General features: G+C 71.8%; 14 protein-coding genes and 1 tRNA gene. 6 read left to right on the top strand and 9 right to left on the bottom strand.

Going from position 1 to position 19505, the window contains the following annotated elements; all coding sequences use genetic code 11:
- The first annotated feature begins 4 nt into the window (after positions 1-4).
- Both ACT1U9_RS20580 and ACT1U9_RS20575 read left to right on the top strand, forming a co-directional pair.
- Entirely contained in the window at positions 5-2767 is a 2763-nt protein-coding gene (locus tag ACT1U9_RS20580; RefSeq protein WP_444534154.1) for an FtsX-like permease family protein, read from the top strand.
- 66 nt (positions 2768-2833) lie between these two features.
- Positions 2834-3814: an ABC transporter ATP-binding protein gene (locus tag ACT1U9_RS20575; protein WP_444534153.1), complete on the top strand. Its 981-nt coding sequence runs from the start codon at positions 2834-2836 to the stop codon at positions 3812-3814.
- 50 nt (positions 3815-3864) lie between these two features.
- On the opposite strand, the gene ACT1U9_RS20570 is transcribed toward ACT1U9_RS20575, so the two are convergent.
- The 7 genes from ACT1U9_RS20570 to ACT1U9_RS20540 form a co-directional block, all read right to left on the bottom strand.
- Positions 3865-4539: a hypothetical protein gene (locus tag ACT1U9_RS20570; protein ID WP_444534152.1), complete on the bottom strand. Its 675-nt coding sequence runs from the start codon at positions 4537-4539 to the stop codon at positions 3865-3867.
- A complete protein-coding gene (locus ACT1U9_RS20565; RefSeq protein ID WP_444534151.1) occupies positions 4536-4982 on the bottom strand; it encodes an acyl-CoA thioesterase in 447 nt (148 codons plus the stop codon). Before ACT1U9_RS20565 ends, ACT1U9_RS20570 begins: the two co-directional genes overlap by 4 nt.
- A gap of 5 nt (positions 4983-4987) precedes the next feature.
- Positions 4988-6652 carry an energy-dependent translational throttle protein EttA gene (gene ettA / locus ACT1U9_RS20560; protein WP_393263464.1) on the bottom strand — a complete coding sequence of 555 codons (1665 nt, stop codon included), beginning with the start codon at positions 6650-6652 and terminating at the stop codon, positions 4988-4990.
- Positions 6653-6852: 200 nt separating this feature from the next.
- Entirely contained in the window at positions 6853-8286 is a 1434-nt protein-coding gene (locus ACT1U9_RS20555; protein WP_444534150.1) for an LAETG motif-containing sortase-dependent surface protein, read from the bottom strand.
- Between the two features lie 219 nt (positions 8287-8505).
- Complete coding sequence (locus ACT1U9_RS20550) at positions 8506-9024, bottom strand: single-stranded DNA-binding protein (RefSeq protein ID WP_444534149.1); 519 nt, start codon at positions 9022-9024, stop codon at positions 8506-8508.
- A 275-nt stretch (positions 9025-9299) separates the two neighbouring features.
- Entirely contained in the window at positions 9300-11477 is a 2178-nt protein-coding gene (locus ACT1U9_RS20545; RefSeq protein ID WP_444539203.1) for a GTPase, read from the bottom strand.
- Between the two features lie 200 nt (positions 11478-11677).
- Positions 11678-13276 carry a dynamin family protein gene (locus ACT1U9_RS20540; RefSeq protein WP_444539202.1) on the bottom strand — a complete coding sequence of 533 codons (1599 nt, stop codon included), beginning with the start codon at positions 13274-13276 and terminating at the stop codon, positions 11678-11680.
- 344 nt (positions 13277-13620) lie between these two features.
- On the opposite strand from ACT1U9_RS20540, the gene ACT1U9_RS20535 reads away from it, so the two are divergent.
- Positions 13621-13693 (top strand) — tRNA-Arg (locus tag ACT1U9_RS20535).
- Positions 13694-13883: 190 nt separating this feature from the next.
- Here the strand turns inward: ACT1U9_RS20535 and ACT1U9_RS20530 are convergent.
- Both ACT1U9_RS20530 and ccsB read right to left on the bottom strand, forming a co-directional pair.
- Positions 13884-14258, bottom strand: coding sequence for a hypothetical protein (locus ACT1U9_RS20530; protein WP_444534148.1), 375 nt, complete (start codon positions 14256-14258; stop codon positions 13884-13886).
- Positions 14259-14366: 108 nt separating this feature from the next.
- Positions 14367-15527, bottom strand: coding sequence for a c-type cytochrome biogenesis protein CcsB (gene ccsB, locus ACT1U9_RS20525; protein WP_444534147.1), 1161 nt, complete (start codon positions 15525-15527; stop codon positions 14367-14369).
- A gap of 409 nt (positions 15528-15936) precedes the next feature.
- Here ccsB and ACT1U9_RS20520 point away from each other — a divergent pair, with 409 nt between their 5' ends.
- The 3 genes from ACT1U9_RS20520 to ACT1U9_RS20510 are packed head-to-tail and all read left to right on the top strand — an operon-like array spanning position 15937 to position 19473.
- Positions 15937-17241 (top strand): aminotransferase-like domain-containing protein, encoded by a 1305-nt coding sequence (locus tag ACT1U9_RS20520; RefSeq protein ID WP_444534146.1) that lies wholly within the window; start codon positions 15937-15939, stop codon positions 17239-17241.
- Positions 17242-17275: 34 nt separating this feature from the next.
- Entirely contained in the window at positions 17276-18370 is a 1095-nt protein-coding gene (gene hppD / locus ACT1U9_RS20515) for a 4-hydroxyphenylpyruvate dioxygenase (protein ID WP_444534145.1), read from the top strand.
- A gap of 50 nt (positions 18371-18420) precedes the next feature.
- Positions 18421-19473, top strand: a complete 1053-nt coding sequence (locus tag ACT1U9_RS20510) for an alpha-hydroxy acid oxidase (protein ID WP_444539201.1) — start codon at positions 18421-18423, stop codon at positions 19471-19473.
- The last annotated feature ends 32 nt before the right edge of the window (positions 19474-19505 follow it).

Below are 19505 nucleotides of genomic sequence, written 5' to 3'. Positions count from 1 at the left end.
GGGGATGACTGAGATGAGTGCCAAGGCTGTCGCCCCCTGGGTGCGCACCCGGCTGCGGACCGCGCCGGGCGCGGCGGGCGCGCTCGCCCTGCTCGTGCTGCTGACCGCGTTCCTGGCGGCGGCGGTGCCGCGCGGCATCGACCGGTACGAGGACCGGGGGCTGCGCCACGCGGTGGCGTCGGCGTCCCCGGACAACACGGTGATCCGGGTCTCCGGCACGATCCCGCCGCCGCCCGTGGGCGATTCCCTCACCCCCGCCAAGATGGCGGACGGCAACGAGGAGACGCTGAAGGCGATCCCGGCGCCGCTGCGGCCGGACCGGAGCCAGTCGGCCTACGGGGTGCGCACCACGGAGAAGGTCCTGTCCGACGCACGGGACACCTGGCTGGCCCGGCCCGAAGGGCTGCCGCCGCGCTTCTTCATCGACGCGCGGTCCGCGCCCGCCGATCACACCCGCCTGGTCTCCGGCCGCCTCCCCGCCGCGAAGGCCGACACGTCCTCGCCGACGGCCGAGGCGGCGGTGACACGGGTGACCGCCAACACCCTCCACATCACGGTGGGTTCGGTCATCCATGTGAAGCGCCTGATCGGCGACCCACTGGCCGTCCGGATCACCGGCATCGTCGAACCGCTTCGCCCCTCGGCGTCGTACTGGGCGGTCGAACCGGTGCTGCGCGAGCCGGAGTTCGTCCTGTCCGACGTGAACGACCGCGACTCGCCGCACTACTGGTACGCGGGCCTGCTGCTCGGCCCCGACTCGGCCCCGGCGCTGGTCGGGGCGGCGGGCAAGCCCGAGACGTACCACGACATCGCCCCCGACCCGCAGGCCATGAACGCCCGGCAGCTGGGCGGCCTCAAGAGCGCGCTCGCCTCCCTGAAGGCCGGCCCTGCCCTCGCCGACATCCGTGCGAACTCCGGCTCCGACACCCTCCTCACCCAACTCGACGCGGTCCTCACCCTGTTCACCTCGGTACGCGACTCGATCACCCCGGTGGTCGCGGTGGCCACCCTCGGTACGGCGACGGTCGCAGGAGTGGTCCTGCTGATGGCGGGCGGCCTCGCGGCGGCGCGCCGTACGACCGAACTCGCCCTGCTGCGCGCCCGGGGCGGCTCCCTGCGCGGCATCGCCGGACGCCTGACGGCCGAGACGGCGGTGGTGGCCGTACCGGCGGCCGCGCTGGGCCTGGCGCTCGCGGTGTGGGCGGTCCCGACCGGCCGGATCGGGCCCTCGCTGATCGCCGTGGCCACGGTGACGGCGGTGTCCTGTCTGGCCCTGCCGGTACGGGCGGCACTCGCCCACCGCACGGTCCGCTCGGCCGCCGACCGCGACGACCTCGTCCGCGTCACCCCGTCCCGGCGCCGCACGGTGGCCGAACTGACCTTGCTGGTCCTGGCGGTGGGCGCGGTGGTGGCGCTGCGCCGCCGCTCCACCTCGGCGGGCGCCGACGCGCTGGTGAGCTCGGCGCCGGTGCTCGTCGGTGTGATCGCCGCGCTCGTTCTCGTACGGCTGTATCCGCTGCCCCTGCGGTGGGCGGCCCGCCCGGCGGCCCGGCTGCGCAGCACGGTCGGCTTCCTGTCGCTCGCCCGCGCGGGCCGCGCCCCCGGCGGCGGCGTACTCCCGCTCCTCGCCCTGCTCACGGCCCTGACCACGGCGGCGTTCGGCGGCTCGGTCCTGGCCGGGGTGGCGGACGCGCGGGACAAAGCCGCGCTGTACACGACGGGCGCGGACGCGCGCATCGACAGCGTGGGCCCGCTGCCGCGCACCCTCCCGGACCGGGTCGCGAAGGCACCGGGCGTCTCGTCCGCGACGCCCGCGCATGTCGAGTACGGAGTGGAGACGCCGTACGGGGACCGGGTGGCGGTGATCGGCGCGGACCCGGACTCGTACGCACGGCTGTCGGCTCGTACGGGGCTCGGCTCGTTCGCGGCGGACGCGCTGCGGGCTCCGGCGGGTGCGGGTCCGGCGGGGCCGGGGTCGGTGGGGCCACGGGGCGTGCTCCCGGCGGTCGCCTCGCCGAAGGTGGCGGCGGGCCTGGGCAAGGGCCCCCGGAAGGTGCGGGTGGCGGGCTACGACGTGATGGTCCGGGTCGTCGCCGTACGCACCCACACCCCGGCGGTCCCGCACAGCGACTTCCTCGTCGTGGACGCGTCCGGTCTGGGCGCGAAGTACCCGACGACGGTGCTGATCACGGGGTCGGGGGTGGACGGCAAGGCCCTGCGGCGTCTGGCGACTTCCACAGCGGGCCCCCACGCCCAGGACCCCCCGTCGGTGCAACTGCGCGGCGACACCCGTCGGCAACTCACCGACTCCCCGCTCCAGACGGGCGCGGAACGCCTCTACTCGGCGGCGGTGGTGGCCGGGGCGGGCTATGCCGTACTGGCTCTGCTGCTCTCGCTGCTGCGGGGCGCGCCGGAGCGGGCGGCGCTGCTCGCGCGGCTGCGGACGATGGGGCTGACCCGTGGCCAGGGCCGACGGCTGCTGATCCTGGAGGCCCTGCCGCAGGCGGTCCTCGCGGCGGTCGGCGGCGCCCTGACGGGCTGGGCGGCGACCGAACTCCTCGCCCCCGGCGTCGACTTGGCGGGCCTGGCCCTGGCGGCCTCCCCCGCGACGGCCGCGGTCACCGGCGAACTCCGGGCGGACCCGCTGTCCCTGGCGCTCCCGGCGGCGTGCGTGGTGGCTCTGGCGGCGGGGGTCGCGGCGACACAGGCATGGTGGACGAGCCGACGTGGCTCGATCACGGAGCTGAGGGCGGGAGATACGAGATGACGGGGATGGGGACGGAAACGGAGGTTCGCCGATGACGGGGACGCGCGGGGAGACGGAGGCCGGCCGATGACGGGGACGAAGGCCGATGCGGGTGGCGGGCGGTCGCTGGCCGAGCTGGAGGCACGGGCGACGGCGCACCGCGACCGCCCGGCGTACGGCCACGACGCCCTGATCGCCTGCGACCGCCTGGTCCGTATCTTCACCACGGACGGCGTGGAGGTCCAGGCCCTCCAGGGGCTCGATCTCCTGGTCACCGAGGGCGAGTTGATGGCCCTGGTCGGCGCGTCCGGCAGCGGCAAGTCGACGCTGATGAACATCCTGGCGGGCCTGGACGTCCCCACGGCGGGCTCGGCGAAGGTGGCGGGCCGCGATCTGCTGTCCATGGACGCGAAGGCGCGGCTGAGCTATCGCCGCGAGGTCGTCGGCTTCGTCTGGCAGCAGACGGCGCGGAACCTGCTGCCGTATCTGACGGCGGCGCAGAACGTGGCGCTGCCGATGCAGTTGCGGGGCGGGGGCCTCAAGTCGGGCAGGTCCAGGTCCGCTCGTGCGGCCCGGGCGGACTCCCTCCTGACGATGCTGGAGGTCGCGCACTGCCGGGACCGGCGCCCGCACCAGATGTCCGGCGGCGAACAGCAGCGCGTGGCGATCGCGGTGGCCCTGGCCAACAACCCGTCCGTGCTCCTGGCCGACGAGCCGACCGGCGAACTCGACTCCACCACGGCCGAGCAGATCTTCGCCGCGTTCCGTACGGCGAACGAGGAACTGGGCACGACGATCGTCATCGTCACCCACGACCAGACGGTGGCGAGCGAGGTCCGCCGCACGGTGGCCATCCGCGACGGCCGCACCTCCACGGAGGTCCTGCGCCGCACCCACGTCGACGCCACGACGGGCGAGGAGTCGGTGGTGGCCCGCGAATACGCCATGCTCGACCGCGCGGGCCGCCTCCAACTCCCCACGGAGTACACGGAGTCGCTGGGAATGGAACGCCGGGTCCTGCTGGAACTGGAACCGGACCACATCCAGGTATGGCCGGACGGCGATTGATCCCCCACCCCGCCCCTTCCCTAAAGCCCTGGGCGGGTGGCCGGGTGGGGTTAAGGGAAGGGGCGGGGTGGGGAGGAAAACTTCAGGCCCGTGACGCCCGACCCCGTCGACCGGACCGCCACAGACCCGTACGGCGTACGCAGCCGCAGCCACGGCCCGGCGCCGAGGAGCGCCACCGGCGCACCGGGACGCAGGAACCCCAGCGACTGCGCCGCATGCACCACCCGCAACGGCAGCCCGGTGGATCCCAGCGTCCGCGACCAGATCTCACGCCCGAGACGGTCCCGCTCGGCCCGAGTCCGCTCGGCCGCGGGCAACGCCTCGTCCCGAGCCCGGAACTCAGCGACCGCCGCACCCACAGCCGCCGCGATCTCCGACGCAGAGGGCAGCCCGGGCAACTGCTGCCAGCCACCGCGCGGCGGCAGCACACCCGCCCACGGCGGCCCCGTCACCGACGGCGGGACGACCACCGCAGACGCCGGCTCGTCCAGCGCCTCAAGCAGCTCACCCGCCGAGACGGTGACGTCGAGCTCGACGACCGCGTCCAGCCGGGCCGTACGAATCGCCAGTACCTCGAACGACGGCGGACGGCCGAACACCGCCACCGCCCCACCACCGGCCTGCAGCCGCACGGCCGCCGACCGGTCGTAGTGGATCAGCCGCGCCAGGAAGGCGGCGAGATCCGCCACCTCCCCGGCGTCGGCGAAGCCCAGCTTCACGGTCATGCCGCGGCCCGCTCCGAGCCCGAGCCCACGCCCGCCGCGCCCTCGACGTATTCCTGGAGGAAGGACTTCTCCTCAGCGGATATCCGCCGGGGCCGCCCCGCCGCCAGGTCGTACGGCACGACGACCGTCGACGCCCGCACATACACCTGCTCGGGGTCCTTGATCTCGTACGCGATCGTCAGCGACGCCGCGCCGATCTTCGTGACCCACGACTCGATGGTCACGGGTGCGTGGCGGTGCACCAGCGGCCGTACGTAGTCGATCTCGTGCCGGGCCACGACGGACCCGCCCGAGAACGACGGCGAGCCGTCCCCCGGCGCCAGCCGGAACATGAAGTCGATACGGGCCTCTTCCAGGTACCGGACGAAGACCGCGTTGTTGACGTGCCCGAAGGCGTCCATGTCCGACCAGCGGAGCGGGCAGCTGTAGATGTGGCGAGCCAAGAGGATCAGCCCCGGGTCAGCTTCTTGTAGGTGGCACGGTGCGGACGCGCCGCGTCGGCCCCGAGCCGCTCGATCTTGTTCTTCTCGTACGACTCGAAGTTGCCCTCGAACCAGTACCACTTCGAGTCGCCCTCGTACGCCAGGATGTGCGTCGCGACCCGGTCCAGGAACCAGCGGTCGTGGGAGATCACGACAGCGGCACCCGGGAACTCCAGGAGCGCGTTCTCCAGCGAGGAGAGCGTCTCGACGTCGAGGTCGTTGGTGGGCTCGTCGAGGAGCAGCAGGTTGCCGCCCTCCTTGAGCGTGAGCGCCAGGTTCAGACGGTTGCGCTCACCACCGGAGAGCACCCCGGCCGGCTTCTGCTGGTCCGGGCCCTTGAAGCCGAACGCGGAGACGTACGCCCGCGAGGGCATCTCGACCTGGCCGACGTTGATGTAGTCCAGCTCGTCCGACACCACGGCCCAAAGGGTCTTCTTCGGGTCGATGTTGGCGCGGCTCTGGTCGACGTACGAGATCTTGACGGTCTCGCCGACCCGGATGGAGCCCGAGTCGGGGGTCTCCAGGCCCTGGATCATCTTGAACAGCGTGGTCTTGCCCGCGCCGTTCGGGCCGATGACGCCGACGATGCCGTTGCGCGGCAGCGTGAACGACAGGTCGTCGATGAGCACCTTGTCGCCGAACGCCTTGGAGAGGTTCTGGACCTCGACGACGATCGAGCCCAGACGCGGGCCCGGCGGGATCTGGATCTCCTCGAAGTCCAGCTTCCGCATCTTGTCGGCCTCGGCCGCCATCTCCTCGTAACGGGCGAGGCGCGCCTTGGACTTGGTCTGCCGGCCCTTGGCGTTGGAGCGGACCCACTCCAGCTCTTCCTTGAGGCGCTTGGCGCGCTTCTCGTCCTTGCGGCCCTCGACCTTGAGGCGGGACGCCTTCTTGTCCAGGTACGTGGAGTAGTTGCCCTCGTACGGGATCGCGCGGCCGCGGTCGAGCTCAAGGATCCACTCGGCGACGTTGTTCAGGAAGTACCGGTCGTGGGTGACCGCGACGACGGCGCCCGCGTACTTCGAGAGGTGCTGCTCCAGCCAGTTCACCGACTCGGCGTCGAGGTGGTTGGTGGGCTCGTCGAGGAGGAGCAGGTCGGGGGCCTCGATCAGCAGCTTGCAGAGCGCCACACGGCGCTTCTCGCCACCGGAGAGGTTGACCACGGGCCAGTCGGCGGGCGGGCAGCCCAGCGCGTCCATGGCCTGCTCCAGCTGGGCGTCGAGGTCCCAGGCGTTGGCGTGGTCGAGATCCTCCTGGAGCTTGCCCATCTCCTCGAGGAGCGCGTCCGAGTAGTCCGTCGCCATGAGCTCGGCGACCTCGTTGAAGCGCTTCAGCTTGCCCATGATCTCGGCGGCGCCGTCCTGCACGTTCTCCAGGACCGTCTTGGTCTCGTCGAGCTGCGGCTCCTGCATGAGGATGCCGACGCTGAAGCCCGGCGTCAGGAACGCGTCACCGTTGGAGGGCTGCTCAAGGCCCGCCATGATCTTCAGAACGGTGGACTTACCGGCACCGTTCGGACCGACCACACCGATCTTCGCGCCGGGCAGGAAGCTCAGCGTGACGTCGTCAAGGATCACCTTGTCGCCGTGCGCCTTGCGCGTCTTGCGCATGGTGTAGATGTACTCAGCCAAGAGAAACCGTCCGGCAGTGTGAATCGGGCTGTGGGCAGATACACCCCATCTTGCCGTACCGCCACCCCTCGGCGGAAACGGGTACTTCGACGGGGACGTCGATGGGAACGCCAGTGGCCCCGGTGCGCCTGCGCTCACCGGGGCCACTGTCACAGGGTGCTCACTCTGCGTACGGAGTGCTCTGCGTCACCGTCGCATGGTCAGTGCCCAGCGGTCCCGGCCTTCTTGCGGCGCAGGAAGAACACCGCGCCGCCGCCTATGGCGACCAGCGCGACCGCGATGCCCGCGATCATCGGGGTGGAGCTGGAGCTACCGGTCTCGGCGAGGTCGCCACCGGTGGAGCCGGACGAGGTGCCGCCCGCGGAGGCGGGGCTGGGGTGCGACGACGGCGTGGTGGTGCCGGTGCCGGTCTTGCAGTCCAGGACGCCCTTGAACTCCTGCTTGAAGCCGTTCGGCCCGGTGATCACGAAGTCGTACGCCTGGTCCTCGGCGACCGGCACGGTGACGGTCTTCGACTTGCCGGCGCCGATCGTGTACGTGAAGCCGGCCAGCTTGAAGGTGAACGCCTGGTCGCCCTTGTTGGTGGCCGTGATGTCCACGCCGCCCTTGGCGCAGTTCTTCATCGCCGACAGGGCTGGAATGGCGCCCTGCTTGGCCCAGGTCGCCTTGGCGACGGCCGTCACGGTGGAGTCGCTGGACCCGGCGAGGATCTGCGTCTGACTCTTGGACTCACTGGCGAACGCGCGGCCGACCGGCACCTGCGTGGTGGCCTGGACGCTCAGCGTGGCGGAGCCCGGCTGGGCGCCCGCGGGGACGTCGAAGAACAGCTGCGAGCCGTTCTTGGCACCCGTGACGACCTTGCCGGCCTTGTCGACGACCTTGATCCCGGCCGCCTTGAGCTCCTCGGACGGGGTGACCGAGACCTTGTCGGCGTTGGTCCGGACGGTCACCGGGCCGAGCTTGGTGCCCGCCTTGCCGGAGACCGCCGGGTTGTCGAGGGTCAGCGACGCCTTGGGCTCGTCCACGTTCTGCGCGGACTTGGTCAGCCAGTCCGCCAGCACCTTGGCCTGGCCGTCCACGGCGTCGACCTTGGCGTGGTCCGAGTAGCGCCAGATCGCGACCTGGGTGGCGGCCGCGGCCGTGCGATTGGTCAGCTGACCGCTGAGGCCGGCCGACTTGGCGAGCGCCGTCAGGTCGTTCACCTGCGGGTACGAGTGCTCCAGGATCCAGCGGATCTTGCCCGCGTCCGGGTTGCCGCTCAGCGAGGTGCCGCTCCAGGGGGTCTCCTGGTACTTCGCGGCCTGCTGGGTCGGGTTGTGGATGTCGATGCAGTACGTACGCAGCGTGCCGCCGCCGTCGACGACCATCTGGAAGAGGCCGGCCGAGACGTTCTGGTCGTCGCCCCCGTCGTGGTGGATGACGGCCGCGTCCGAGGCGTCCGGGTCCAGGCCCTTGATGGTGGCGACCGCGCCGCCCTGATGCTGCTGGCCGGGCGTGTCGGCGACCGCCGCACCGGCGCCGGCTATCGCGCTGCCGGCGACCAGACCCGTGACGGCCGCAGCGGCCGCGAGACGTGCGGCGCCGCGCTTGCGTACAGACTTGGGTACAGAAAACCCGTGAACGACTGAAAACACAGAATTCCCCTTCGGGCGAGGCTCTTTCGCGTACATGCGCGTGGGGGAAGTGCCTCGCCTGCTGACTCAAGTGCCCCGTGAGTACGGGGAATCCTATGGAGGCCGCGCCCCCTGATCCCCGGTCATACGGTCCTATAACCATTCCGAATCGGAATCGTTATCGCCGGTACCCACTCCCACCTGGGGTTATCGACAAATCTCCAGAACGGAACGGGACGTTCAGGGCACACTGGCCGCCACTGCGGGCGGATTCACGGACGGCTCCGCGGACGGATCCGCAGGCGGTGGCGGCCCCGCCGTACCGGGATCCGTCGAACCGGGCACCTCCGAACCGGCCCGTGCCGCCGGGTCCTTGGGCGGGGCCGTCAGCGCCGGGTCCGCCTTCACCACCCGCCGGAACGCCGATGTCCCGCGCGTCAGATCGTGGCCCACCGCGATCGCCTCGACGTCCGCCGAGAATCTGCGGTGCCCGTCCTGGTCCTCGTCGCGGACCCGCAACCGGCCGTGCACCACCAGCGGTTCGCCCACCGCGACCGAGCTCGCCAGATTCAGCCCGAGCGTCCGCCACGCCCAGACGGTGTAGAAACTGGAGTGCCCGTCGACCCAGGCGGCCGTCTGCCGGTCGTACCGGCGCGGGGTCACCGCCAGCCGGAACCGCGCCACCCCGCCCGTCGCCGAGTCCCGGTACTCGACCCGCGTCGCCGCGTTCCCCACCAGCGTCACCAACGTGTCGTTCATCCCCACCACTCCCCCGTCATACGTGTCTTGCGCACGCGCCTGTCGCACGCACGAGTCGTCCCCGGCGCAGCTCCGTCCGGCCCAGGCGGCCGATCGAACCCTTGCGCTGTCGATCTCCATGCTGGACCGGACGGAGGACCTCGTGCCGGGGGCTGTGGACTACCGGCCGGTTGTGGAAAACCCCGTCACCCGTACGTGGCGTTCCGCCCCACCGAGCCAGCACGCGCGGTCAGAACGCACAGCCGCCGACCACCCCACCCGCACCCGACGCCCCGTCACGACACCCCCGCCCGCACCCCGGACCCGCCCCGGACTCCCGTACCGCCCCGCACCGCCACGTACTGCTCGCGCACCTCCCGGTACCGCAGCAGCTCCGCCGCGACCGGGTCGAGGACCCGCGCGCGGCCGCAGCCCGCCGCGGCCTCCCGCAGGCGGCGCTCGGCCTCCTGCCCGTACCGCCGCCCCGGTCCACGCGCCGCGACCCCGCAGGCCCACTCCACCAGCGGCCCCCCGACGATCCCGGCCAGCATCACCAGAGCGGGCACGAGCAGCCCGGGGCTCAGTACCCCGACGATCTGGCCGAGGAGCCAGCCCCCGCCCACGATCTGAACCAGCGTCATGGCCGCCTGCACCAGGACCGCCGCCGGCCACCACGCGGGCCGCGGCGAGGTGCCCCGCTCCCGCTCAGCCCGTACGGCCAGCTCGTCCAGCGCCTGCGGCAGCCCCTCGGCGCCGCGTACGGCCGCCTCCCGGACCGCCTGGGCCCAGGGTGCGGGCAGCCCGCCGGACGCCTCGTCCGCGACCACGCGTACGGCCTGCTCGACGCGTTGCCGGGCGGTCACCTCCTCCTCGGGCGGCGCGCTCGGCAGGGGCGACTCAAGGCCCGGGACGCGGGTCCGCTCGTACCAGCGCCAGAGCCGCAGCCACGGCGTGCCGCACGCGCGCGACGCGTTGCGGCGCCATTCGCGCTCGGCCGCCTCGCCCGCCGCGGCCGCGCCGACCGCCGCCGCGAGCCGGTCGGTGAACTCCTCCCGGGCCCGCTCGTCGAGCCCCGAGCGCCCGTCCGCGACGTACACCGGACGTAGTCCGGCCGCCGCCGCGTCCAGATCGGCCGCCACGCGGCGCTCGGGCGCGCCGCGCTCCTGTACGAAGCGGCTGAGCAGTTCGCGCAGTTCGACGACTCCTTGGCCGGTGAGGGCGGAGAGCGACAGTACGGTGGCGCCCGGTTCGCCGTGCTCGCCGAGCGCCATGCCGTCGTCGTCCAGAAGCCGTCGCAGGTCGTCGATGACCTGGTCGGCGGCCTCTCCGGGCAGCCGGTCCACCTGGTTCAGGACGACGAAGGTGACCTCGGCGTGCCCGGCGAGCGGCCGCAGATAGCGCTCGTGCAGGACGGCGTCCGCGTACTTCTCCGGGTCCACGACCCAGACGACGGCGTCCACGAGCGCGAGGACGCGGTCGGCCTGGTGGCGGTGGTCGACCACGGCCGAGTCGAGGTCGGGCAGATCGACCAGGACGAGCCCTTGCAGCGCCTCGGCGTTGGGGTCGCTCGGCAGCGGTCGGCGCCGCAGCCGCCCCGGAATCCCGAGCCGGTCGAGCAGCCCCGCCGCGCCGTCCGTCCAACTGCACGCGATGGGCGCGCCGGTGGTGGGGCGGCGCAGCCCGGTCTCCGAGATGTTCGTTCCCGCCAGGGCGTTGAACAGCGTCGACTTGCCGCTGCCGGTGGCTCCCGCGATGGCGACGACCGTGTGCCGGGCCGAGAGCCGCTGCCGCGCCGCCGCCTCGTCGAGGACCCGTCCGGCCTCGGCCAGCGTCTTCCCGTCCAGCCGGGTCCGCGACAGCCCGACGAGCTCCCGCAACGCGTCGAGCCGCCCGCGCAGCTCGCCGCCGTAGGGCCCGCCGATGGGTACGTATGCCTCGACCGGCTCGGGCTCCTCCTCGGGAACCTCCTCCGCAGCCTGCTCGTTCACCCGTCGAGCGATCAGCCCGTCATCCCAGGCGGTGGCGGAGCGCGTGTCGGGGTCGGGCGCCGGGGTGGCGGCGTCGCGGATCCGCGGACGTGCTCCGGAACCGACGGCGTCGCGTGTGTCGCGTGTACGGGGGCGTGCGTGCGGGGCCGCATCCGCGGTGCCGTTACGTGGTGTGGCAGTGCGGGTTGCGGCGTTGCGGGGCGTCGGGCCGGGTGCTGGGGGCGTGGCATCGCGCGCGTCGTCGCCCGAGCCCGCATCCGGGGTGCGCGGTGGCTCGGCCTCGGGGCGGTCGGGCCGGGGCGGGGCATCGGCCTGCGCCGAACCAAGGGCCGCACCTTCAGCCCCATCGGACGCATCACCACGCCGGGTGCGCGGGCGCTCGGCCCAGGGGCGGTCGAAGCCGAGCCAGCCCGAGGTCGGGCCGACGGTCTCCAGACGGCCGATCCCGGGCAGCGCGGAGGTCCGGAGCCCGGTCCCCGTCGACATGGCCTCCGGCTCGTCACCCGATGGGGTGGGTTCGGACACGGCGAGGTCGGGCTCGGTCTCCGGAAGGCTCGGCGTGACGTCCTGCGAGGAAGCCGAGAGGCCGTCGGAGTCAGGCCGGTCAGCGTCAGGCTGTTCCGACTCAGGCTCTTCGGAGTCGGGCTGGTCGGCCCCCGGCCGATCCGTCAGAGCGGTCACCCCGCTCACCTCTCCTTCTGCAGTAGGGACAGCGCGGCGATCAGCTCGGCCTGGGGCTCGGGGGTCACCTGGAGCGCGTCCAGTGGGGCGAGTCGGCGGTCGCGTTCGGCGTTCAGGACTTCGTCGATGTACGTGGTGACCAGCTCGCCGCCCTGGTCGCGCAGCCGGAGCGCGCGCTGGGCACCGACGCGCTCGGCCAGCCGCTCCCCGGCCCGGCGCGCCCGGCGACCACCGAGGAGGGCTGCCGCGAGGAGGGCCGCGACGGCCTCGGGAGCGGGCGCGACGGCCCGTTCCATCTCGGCCACCTCCTCCTCGGCCAGCTCCTCCAGGACCCGCCGCCAGCGGCGTACCGCGACCTCGATGCGGTCGCCGGTCTCCCGGTCCCGTACGCCCTCGGCCAGCTCCGCCGCCGCGGGTTCGCGGCCCCAGGCCTCGCGGACGCGTTCGTCGGCGGCGTCGGCGGCGCAGCCGAGCAGTTCGGCGAGGCTCTCGACGAGCGCGTCGAGCAGCTCGCCGGAGGTCGCGTCGCGGGGGTACGCGCGCCAGCGGGTGAGCGCGTCCCCGGCGAGCACGCCCCCCGCCTGCAGCCTGCGCCGCACGCGTGCGCCTTCCCGCTCGTACGCCTCCTCGACGACGCCCGTCATCCGTACGGCCGCGGCATGCTGTGCGGCGACGGCGGAGGCGAGCTCGGGCATCCGGGCGTTGAGCGAGTCGATGACGCCGACGGCGGTACGGACGACCGCCTGCTGGCGGGCGGCCGCGTCCTGGGCCCGGTGGGTGAGCCACTGGCCGAGCGGGGCGACCGCGGTGGAGGGCAGCAATCCGCTTCCGCCGCCCGCCGATTCGGGCAGCTCGGGGATGGTGAAGCGGGGCACCTCGCCGAGCCCGGCCTTGATGAGCAGCGCCGCGTACTGCCGCGACACCTCGGCCATGACCTGGTGCGGCACCCGGTCGAGGACGGTGATCAGCGTGGCCTTGTACTCCTTCGCGGTACGCAGCAGATGCCAGGGCACGGCGTCGGCGTACCGCGACGCCGTCGTCACCATGACCCAGATGTCGGCGGCGCAGATCAACTGCGCGGCGAGGATCCGGTTGCTGACGACGAGTGAGTCGATGTCGGGCGCGTCGAGCAGGGCGAGGCCGGGGGGCATGTTCCGCGAGGTCTCGACCCGTACGGAGTTCTCGGCGTCGTTGCCGCCGATGCCCTCCTCCCCCTCCGTGTCCTCGCTCTGCTGCGGCAGCCATACGCGGGTGAGCTGCGGCAGTACGCGGATTCCGGTGAACCAGTGGTGATCGTCGGGGTGGCAGACGAGGACGGGTGTACGGGTCGTGGGCCGCAGCACCCCGGCCTCGCTGACCCGCCGCCCGACAAGGGAGTTGACGAGGGTGGACTTGCCCGCGCCGGTGGACCCGCCGACGACGGCGAGCAGCGGCGCTTCGGGATCTTTGAGCCGGGGCAACAAATAGTCGTCGAGCTGCGCGAGCAGCTCGATCCGGGTCTGCCGCGCCCGCGCCGCCCCCGGCAGGGGCAGCGGAAGACGCACGGCGGCGACCCGGTCGCGCAGGGCGGAGAGTGCGTCGATCAGCTGAGGCCGTACGTCCAAGGTCACCACATGCGAAGAATGCCCAATTTTGGCGCCTTTTTGAAGCGTATGGAGGCCTTCGCGCGCCGATCGGACACAGTGGGACAGACGGGATGAGTGGGACGCAGGCATAACGAGTGCACAACACCCGGCGCCGCAAGCGTCAAAAGCGCTGCGTGTTCCGCGCTCGCCTGCGATTATCGGTTCGCTTCACCGAACCTCCACATCGTGCCACGCAGGTGAAGCAACCGGGACGAGGTGAGAGGAGCCCTATCCTTGTCCCCGGCAAGGTCATCGGCCCGGAGCCCGCTCCGGACCGCAGCCCTGCCCGCCCGGGGGCTCCAGGCCACCGCGGCCGCCAACCGGCCCCCGTAGCTCAGTGGATAGAGCAGGCGCCTTCTAAGCGCTTGGCCGCAGGTTCGAGTCCTGCCGGGGGCGCTTCAGCCCGTGCGGTACCAGGCCCTCCCGCCGGGAGGGCCTTTTTGCTGCTCAAAGGGAACATAGCGAGCGGGGCGTAGCGGGGGCGTAAGCGGTTCGCGGACTCGCTGTGCGCGGCGGAAGAACTCAGCGAAGGCACTCGGCGGAAGCACGCGGCGCGAGTGCGGGGCGAGCCCGGCGGCGGGCCCGCTCACCGATCCGAGTAACTGAAATCCCCCACCGTCCACGCCGTCACGTCCGCGATCGCGACGCGGTACATGCCGCCCGTTTCGGGGATGCCCGTCGTGCCCTGGAGGATCCGGGCGACGTGGAAGTGCAGGTGGGTGGGGTGGGGGTGCTGCGGAAAGCGGGGGGTCGTGAAGGTGCCGGAGAACGCGCCCAGGCTGTCCGAGTCCGTCAGGACCTCGGCCACGCGCTGTCTCCAGACCGCCTCGGGGGCCAGGCGGCCGGTGATCACGGAGCCGCCGGTCACCACCGTCAGGGACATCTGGTTGCTCTGCTCGGACTCCACCGTCGCCGCGACGGCGACCAGCAGTTCGTCAGGGGCATGGTCAGGGGTCGACATGACCGCGGATTTTAGCCCCCGCCACCCCGTCCCGTCCGCCCCTAACTGCCGCGCGCCGCCCCGCCGTTCGACGGCGGGGCGGCGCGGGCGGCAGGCGGACCGCGAGGATCACACGCCCGAGTACGAGTGCTTCCCGCCGAACAGGAAGTTCACGCCGTAGTAGTTGAACAGGTACGCGCCGAACGCCGCCAGCGCGATGTACGCCGCCTTGCGGCCCTTCCAGCCGGCCGTGGCGCGCGCGTGGAGGTAGCACGCGTAGGCGACCCACGTCACGAAGGACCAGACCTCCTTCGGGTCCCAGCCCCAGTAGCGGCCCCACGCGTCGCCCGCCCAGATCGAGCCCGCCACGATCGTGAAGGTCCACAGCGGGAAGACCGCCGCGTTCACCCGGTACGAGAAGCGGTCCAGGCTGGACGCGGCGGGCAGCCGGGCCATGATGTCGTTGCCCATCACCCGCGCCCACAGGACGAGGCGGGAAGAGCCCTCCAGGCTGCGTCCGCTCGCCAGGGTCTTCTCCGCCTCGCCGACCCGGCCCGCCGCGAGCCGTGCCTCGTACCGGTCGCGCAGCAGGTAGACCAGGGACGAGAGCGCGCCCATGTAGAGCACCGCGCCGCAGAAGATCGCGGTGGAGACATGGATCCACAGCCAGTACGAGTGCAAGGCCGGGACCAGCTGGTCGCTGTCGGTGTACAGCCAGGTCGTCGCGACGCCGAGGTCGAGCAGGACGGAGGTGACCAGCGGCAGGCCGAGCCAGCGCACCTTCTTCTTGGCGAGCAGCAGCGCGAGGTACACACCGACGGCCACCGTCGAGAAGGTCGTGGAGAACTCGTACATGTTGCCCCACGGCGCCCGCTGCACCGAGAGCGAGCGGGTGACCACCGCGGCCGCCGCGATGAGGAACGCGAGGACCGTGAGGGAGATGGCGATACGGCCGTACAGGCCGCCCTTCTCGTCGCCGCCGTCGGCGCCGGGGCCGTCCGCGATGTCACGGCTGCCCTCGGTCGCGCGTCCCACGACCTTCGGCCGCTCCAGCACAGCCGTCCCGCCGCCCGCCTGGGCCTTGCGCACCTGAGCCGAGCCCTTCGCCGCGCGGCCCGCGCTCTCACCCTCGGCCACCAGCGCGGCCGCCGTCCGGCCGACCTTGCTGCGGCTGCCGAAAACCCATTCGGCGATATGCGCGAGGAAGGCCAGGGTGTAGACAGCCATTGACGAATAGATCAGCACATTACTGATGTGCGCCAAGTTCTCATTGGCGGCGGCCAGATTCACTTCTCAACCCCTTTGAAGGATTCAGCCTGCGGGCCGGGGACGGACCGCCCCGGGCCTCAGCCTAGCCTCCGCCGTTCACGGCCCGGCAGCCGGGGCCCGGGCCACACCGGGAGCAATGACTGCCTGGTCACGGGGAGTTGGCCGGGCATCGGCCCGACCGCCCGGTATCCCCCGTACACGTAAGCCCCGACAGGCCTCTCGTCAAGCTCCGTACACCTGAGCCAGGTTGACCGACCATCAGACACCGTGATTGAATCGATCAAGATATGCTCGGCATGCATCGATAAACGCATGCGCTTTCATGAGGAACCTGCAAACGGGGGCCAGGTTCCTTTGCAGTGAGCCTTTTTGTTGGTGCCTCCGTTTTGCTTCGGAGGGGACGTCAGGCCGCCGGTACGGCCGTCACCACATGCCAGCAGAAATCGACATGCTCAGCCTGCACGGGTCGCTCGACTCTCCTGTCATCGAATCGATGAACTTCCTCAACGAGATCTCCCAGCGATTTCCCGAGGCGCTTTCCCTCGCCGCCGGGCGTCCGTACGAGGGCTTCTTCGACACGGAGGACGTGCATCGCCATCTCCGTACGTTCGAAGCCCACTTGCGGGCGAAATTCGACGGGGACGAGACCCAGGTGCGCAGAACGCTTCTGCAGTACGGGCGCACCAAGGGCATCATTCACGATCTGATCGCGAAGAACCTCCTCCTCGACGAGAACATCGACATCGACCCGGAGTCGGTGGTCGTGACCGTCGGCTGCCAGGAGGCGCTGTTCCTCACCCTGCGCGCCCTGCGCCGCGACGACAACGACGTCCTGCTCGCCCCGTCGCCCTGTTACGTGGGGGCGAGCGGCGCCGCCGAGCTGGTCGGCATGCGGATCCTGCCGGTCCGGGAGAGCGCCGACGGCGTGGATCTGGACGATCTGGCGCGGGTCGCCGAGGAGGCGAGGGCCGCCGGACTGCGGCCGAGGGCCTTCTATGTGGTGGCCGATTTCGCCAACCCGTCGGGCGCCGGACTGGACCTCGATGCCCGGAAGCGTCTGCTCCGCATTGCCGGGGAGCAGGATTTCCTCGTCCTGGAGGACAATCCGTACGGTCTGTTCCAGGACAGCGAAATCGAGCCACTGCCGACGCTCAAGTCGCTGGACGGCGAGCGCCGACGGGTGGTGTATCTCGGCTCGTTCGCCAAGACCGGCCTGCCCGGCGCCCGGATCGGATACGTCGTCGCCGACCAGCGCACGGTAGGCGCCGACGGGCGCACGGAACTGTTCGCCGATCAGCTCGCGAAGATCAAGAGCATGCTCACCGTGAACACCTCTCCGGTGGCCCAGGCCGTCATCGGCGGGAAGCTCCTTGAGCACGGCCACAGCCTGCGCGCGGCGAATGTCCGGGAAACCGAGCTGTATCAGGGGAATCTGCGGCACGTACTGGGCGAGTTGGCCCGGCAATTCCCCGCCGGGACGCGGCCGCAGGTCACCTGGAACACCCCGGCCGGCGGATTCTTCGTCGTCGTCACCGTGCCCTTCCCGGTCGACGACGCACTTCTTGAGCATTCCGCCCGCGCCCACCGGGTCCTGTGGACCCCCATGCACCACTTCTACGGCGACGGGCAGCCGCGCAACCAGCTGCGCCTGTCGTTCAGTTACCTCTCCCCGGACGAGATCACTCTGGGAATCGACCGGCTCGCGACATTCATTCGCGAACAAAGCGACGTCTAGAACACCGACGTCCACCACACGGAAACGGAATGTCATGAGCAGCCCCTTTGACGGACTCCGCCTCGACCACGTCGGCTTCGCGGTCGGCGATCTCGCCGAGGCGACCGAATTCTTTGTGAACAACTACGGGCTCGGCGTCTACGCGCAGTCGACGCCTTCGGCGGAAGCGGACGCTTCCGTTCGCGCCAACGCCCTCGGACGCCACGCCATCCGCTTCGTCCTGACCGACTCGCGCGGCACCGACCACCCCGCTTCCGCCTATGTGGAGCGCCATGGTGACGGTGTGTCGGACATCGCGCTGAGCGTGGCGGACGCCGCCGCCGCCTTCGCCGAGGCCGTACGGCGCGGGGCCCGGCCGGTGGCCGAGCCGCAGGAGCGCGACGGGGTCGTCACCGCCTCCATCACCGCGTTCGGCGACGTCACGCACACCTTCGTACAGCGTCCGGAGGGCATGAACCCCGCTGTTCTGCCCGGGCTTTCGCCCCTGGACAAGGGCGGGGAAACGACGGGCGCGGCCGCCGCCGGGCTGCACACCGTCGACCACTTCGCGGTGTGCCTGGAGCCGGGCCAGCTGGTGCCGACCGTCGAGTTCTACGAGCGCGTCCTCGACTTCGCCATGGTCTTCACCGAGCGCATCGTCGTCGGCGGCCAGGCCATGGACTCCAAGGTGGTGCAGAGCCGGTCGGGCGCGGTGACGCTCACCCTGATCGAGCCCGACACCTCGCGCGAGCCGGGCCAGATAGACAAGTTCATCAAGGAGCACGGCGGCGCCGGTGTCCAGCACATCGCCTTCGCCACCGACGACATCGTCCGGGACGTGGACCTGCTCGGCGCCGAGGGCCTGGCCTTCCTGAAGACGCCGTCGGCGTACTACGACCAGGTGCCGGACCGGCTCGACCTGCTGCGCCACTCGGTGGACCAGCTGCGGGCGCTGAACATCCTGGTCGACGAGGACCAGGACGGCCAGCTGCTGCAGATCTTCACCAAGTCCGTCCACCCGCGCGGCACCCTGTTCTTCGAGCTCATCGAGCGCCTGGGCGCGCGGACCTTCGGCAGCGGCAACATCAAGGCGCTGTACTCCGCGGTCGAGCTGGAGATGGAGCGGGCAAGCGAGGACGCGGGCAAGTGACCGTCCCTCCGCAGCCCCCGGCACACCGAAGAGCCGCCTGCGTCGCCGACATGGCCCGGCTCGCGGCGGACCGGCTCCCCCGCGACGTCCTCGACTTCGTCGACGGCGGCGCGGGCGACGAGTCCACCCAGGCCGCCAACCGGACCGCCCTCGACGCGGTCCGCCTGGTCCCCCGCGTCCTCGGCACCCGGGGCGGGACCGACACCTCGGGCACCCTGCTGCGCAGTGCGGCCGCGCTGCCGCTGGCGGTGGCGCCGATGGCGTACCAGCGGCTGATGCACCCGGACGGCGAGCTCGCGGCGGCGCGGGCCGCGCGGGACGCCCAAGTCCCGTACATCATCAGCACGTTGAGCAGCTACTCGATCGAGGAGATCGCCGCGGTCGGCGGGGCCGTGTGGTTCCAGCTGTACTGGCTGCACGACCGCGGTGTGGTGCTCGACCTGGTGCGGCGGGCCGAGCGGGCGGGCTGCGAGGCGGTGGTCCTGACCGTCGACGTGCCCCATATGGGCCGCCGCCTGCGCGATGTACGCAACGGGTTCGCGCTTCCCGCCGATGTGACGGCGGCGAACCTCGCCCCGGCGCCGGTCTCGGCCGCGCACGCGAGACAGTCGGGCACCTCGGCCGTCGCCACCCACACCGCGCTCGCCTTCGACCCGGCGATCGGCTGGGAGGAACTGGCCTGGCTGCGCGAGCACACCGAGCTGCCGGTGCTGGTCAAGGGCATCCTGGATCCGCGCGACGCCGTACGCGCGGTGGAGCTCGGCGCCGACGGGGTGATCGTCTCCAACCACGGGGGCCGTCAGTTCGCGGCCGCGCCGCCGAGCGTCACCGCGCTGCCCCCGGTGCTCGACGCGGTCGGCGGACGGTGCTCGGTGCTCCTGGACAGCGGGGTGCGCACCGGTACGGACATCCTGCGGGCCCTCGCCCTCGGGGCCGACGGGGCGCTGTGCGGCCGGCCGGTGCTGTGGGGGCTCGCGGTGGACGGCGAGGCCGGGGCGCGGCAGGTCCTCGACCTGCTCCACACCGAACTGCGGGAGGCTCTCCTGCTGTCCGGCTGCCCCGACCTGGCGGCCGCCCGGGACCTCACCGTCGTGAACATGTGACGTCGAGGCCCCAGGCGGCCGGCGGGCGCTCT

The sequence above is a fragment of the Streptomyces sp. BR1 genome (assembly GCF_052373795.1).
Classification (GTDB): Bacteria; Actinomycetota; Actinomycetes; order Streptomycetales; family Streptomycetaceae; genus Streptomyces.
The sequence above is the reverse complement of the archived record's forward strand: the minus strand, read 5'-3'. Positions and strand labels throughout refer to the sequence as shown.

Bases quoted from the DNA above. Each gene is read 5' to 3' on its own strand.
- ACT1U9_RS20580 (WP_444534154.1), top strand. From the start codon at position 5: ATGACTGAGATGAGTGCCAAGGCTGTCGCCCCCTGGGTGCGCACCCGG.
- ACT1U9_RS20575 (WP_444534153.1), top strand. From the start codon at position 2,834: ATGACGGGGACGAAGGCCGATGCGGGTGGCGGGCGGTCGCTGGCCGAG.
- ACT1U9_RS20570 (WP_444534152.1), bottom strand. From the start codon at position 4,539: ATGACCGTGAAGCTGGGCTTCGCCGACGCCGGGGAGGTGGCGGATCTC.
- ACT1U9_RS20550 (WP_444534149.1), bottom strand. From the start codon at position 9,024: ATGAACGACACGTTGGTGACGCTGGTGGGGAACGCGGCGACGCGGGTC.
- ACT1U9_RS20545 (WP_444539203.1), bottom strand. From the start codon at position 11,477: ATGTCGACGGGGACCGGGCTCCGGACCTCCGCGCTGCCCGGGATCGGC.
- ACT1U9_RS20530 (WP_444534148.1), bottom strand. From the start codon at position 14,258: ATGTCGACCCCTGACCATGCCCCTGACGAACTGCTGGTCGCCGTCGCG.
- ACT1U9_RS20520 (WP_444534146.1), top strand. From the start codon at position 15,937: ATGCCAGCAGAAATCGACATGCTCAGCCTGCACGGGTCGCTCGACTCT.
- hppD (WP_444534145.1), top strand. From the start codon at position 17,276: ATGAGCAGCCCCTTTGACGGACTCCGCCTCGACCACGTCGGCTTCGCG.
- ACT1U9_RS20510 (WP_444539201.1), top strand. From the start codon at position 18,421: ATGGCCCGGCTCGCGGCGGACCGGCTCCCCCGCGACGTCCTCGACTTC.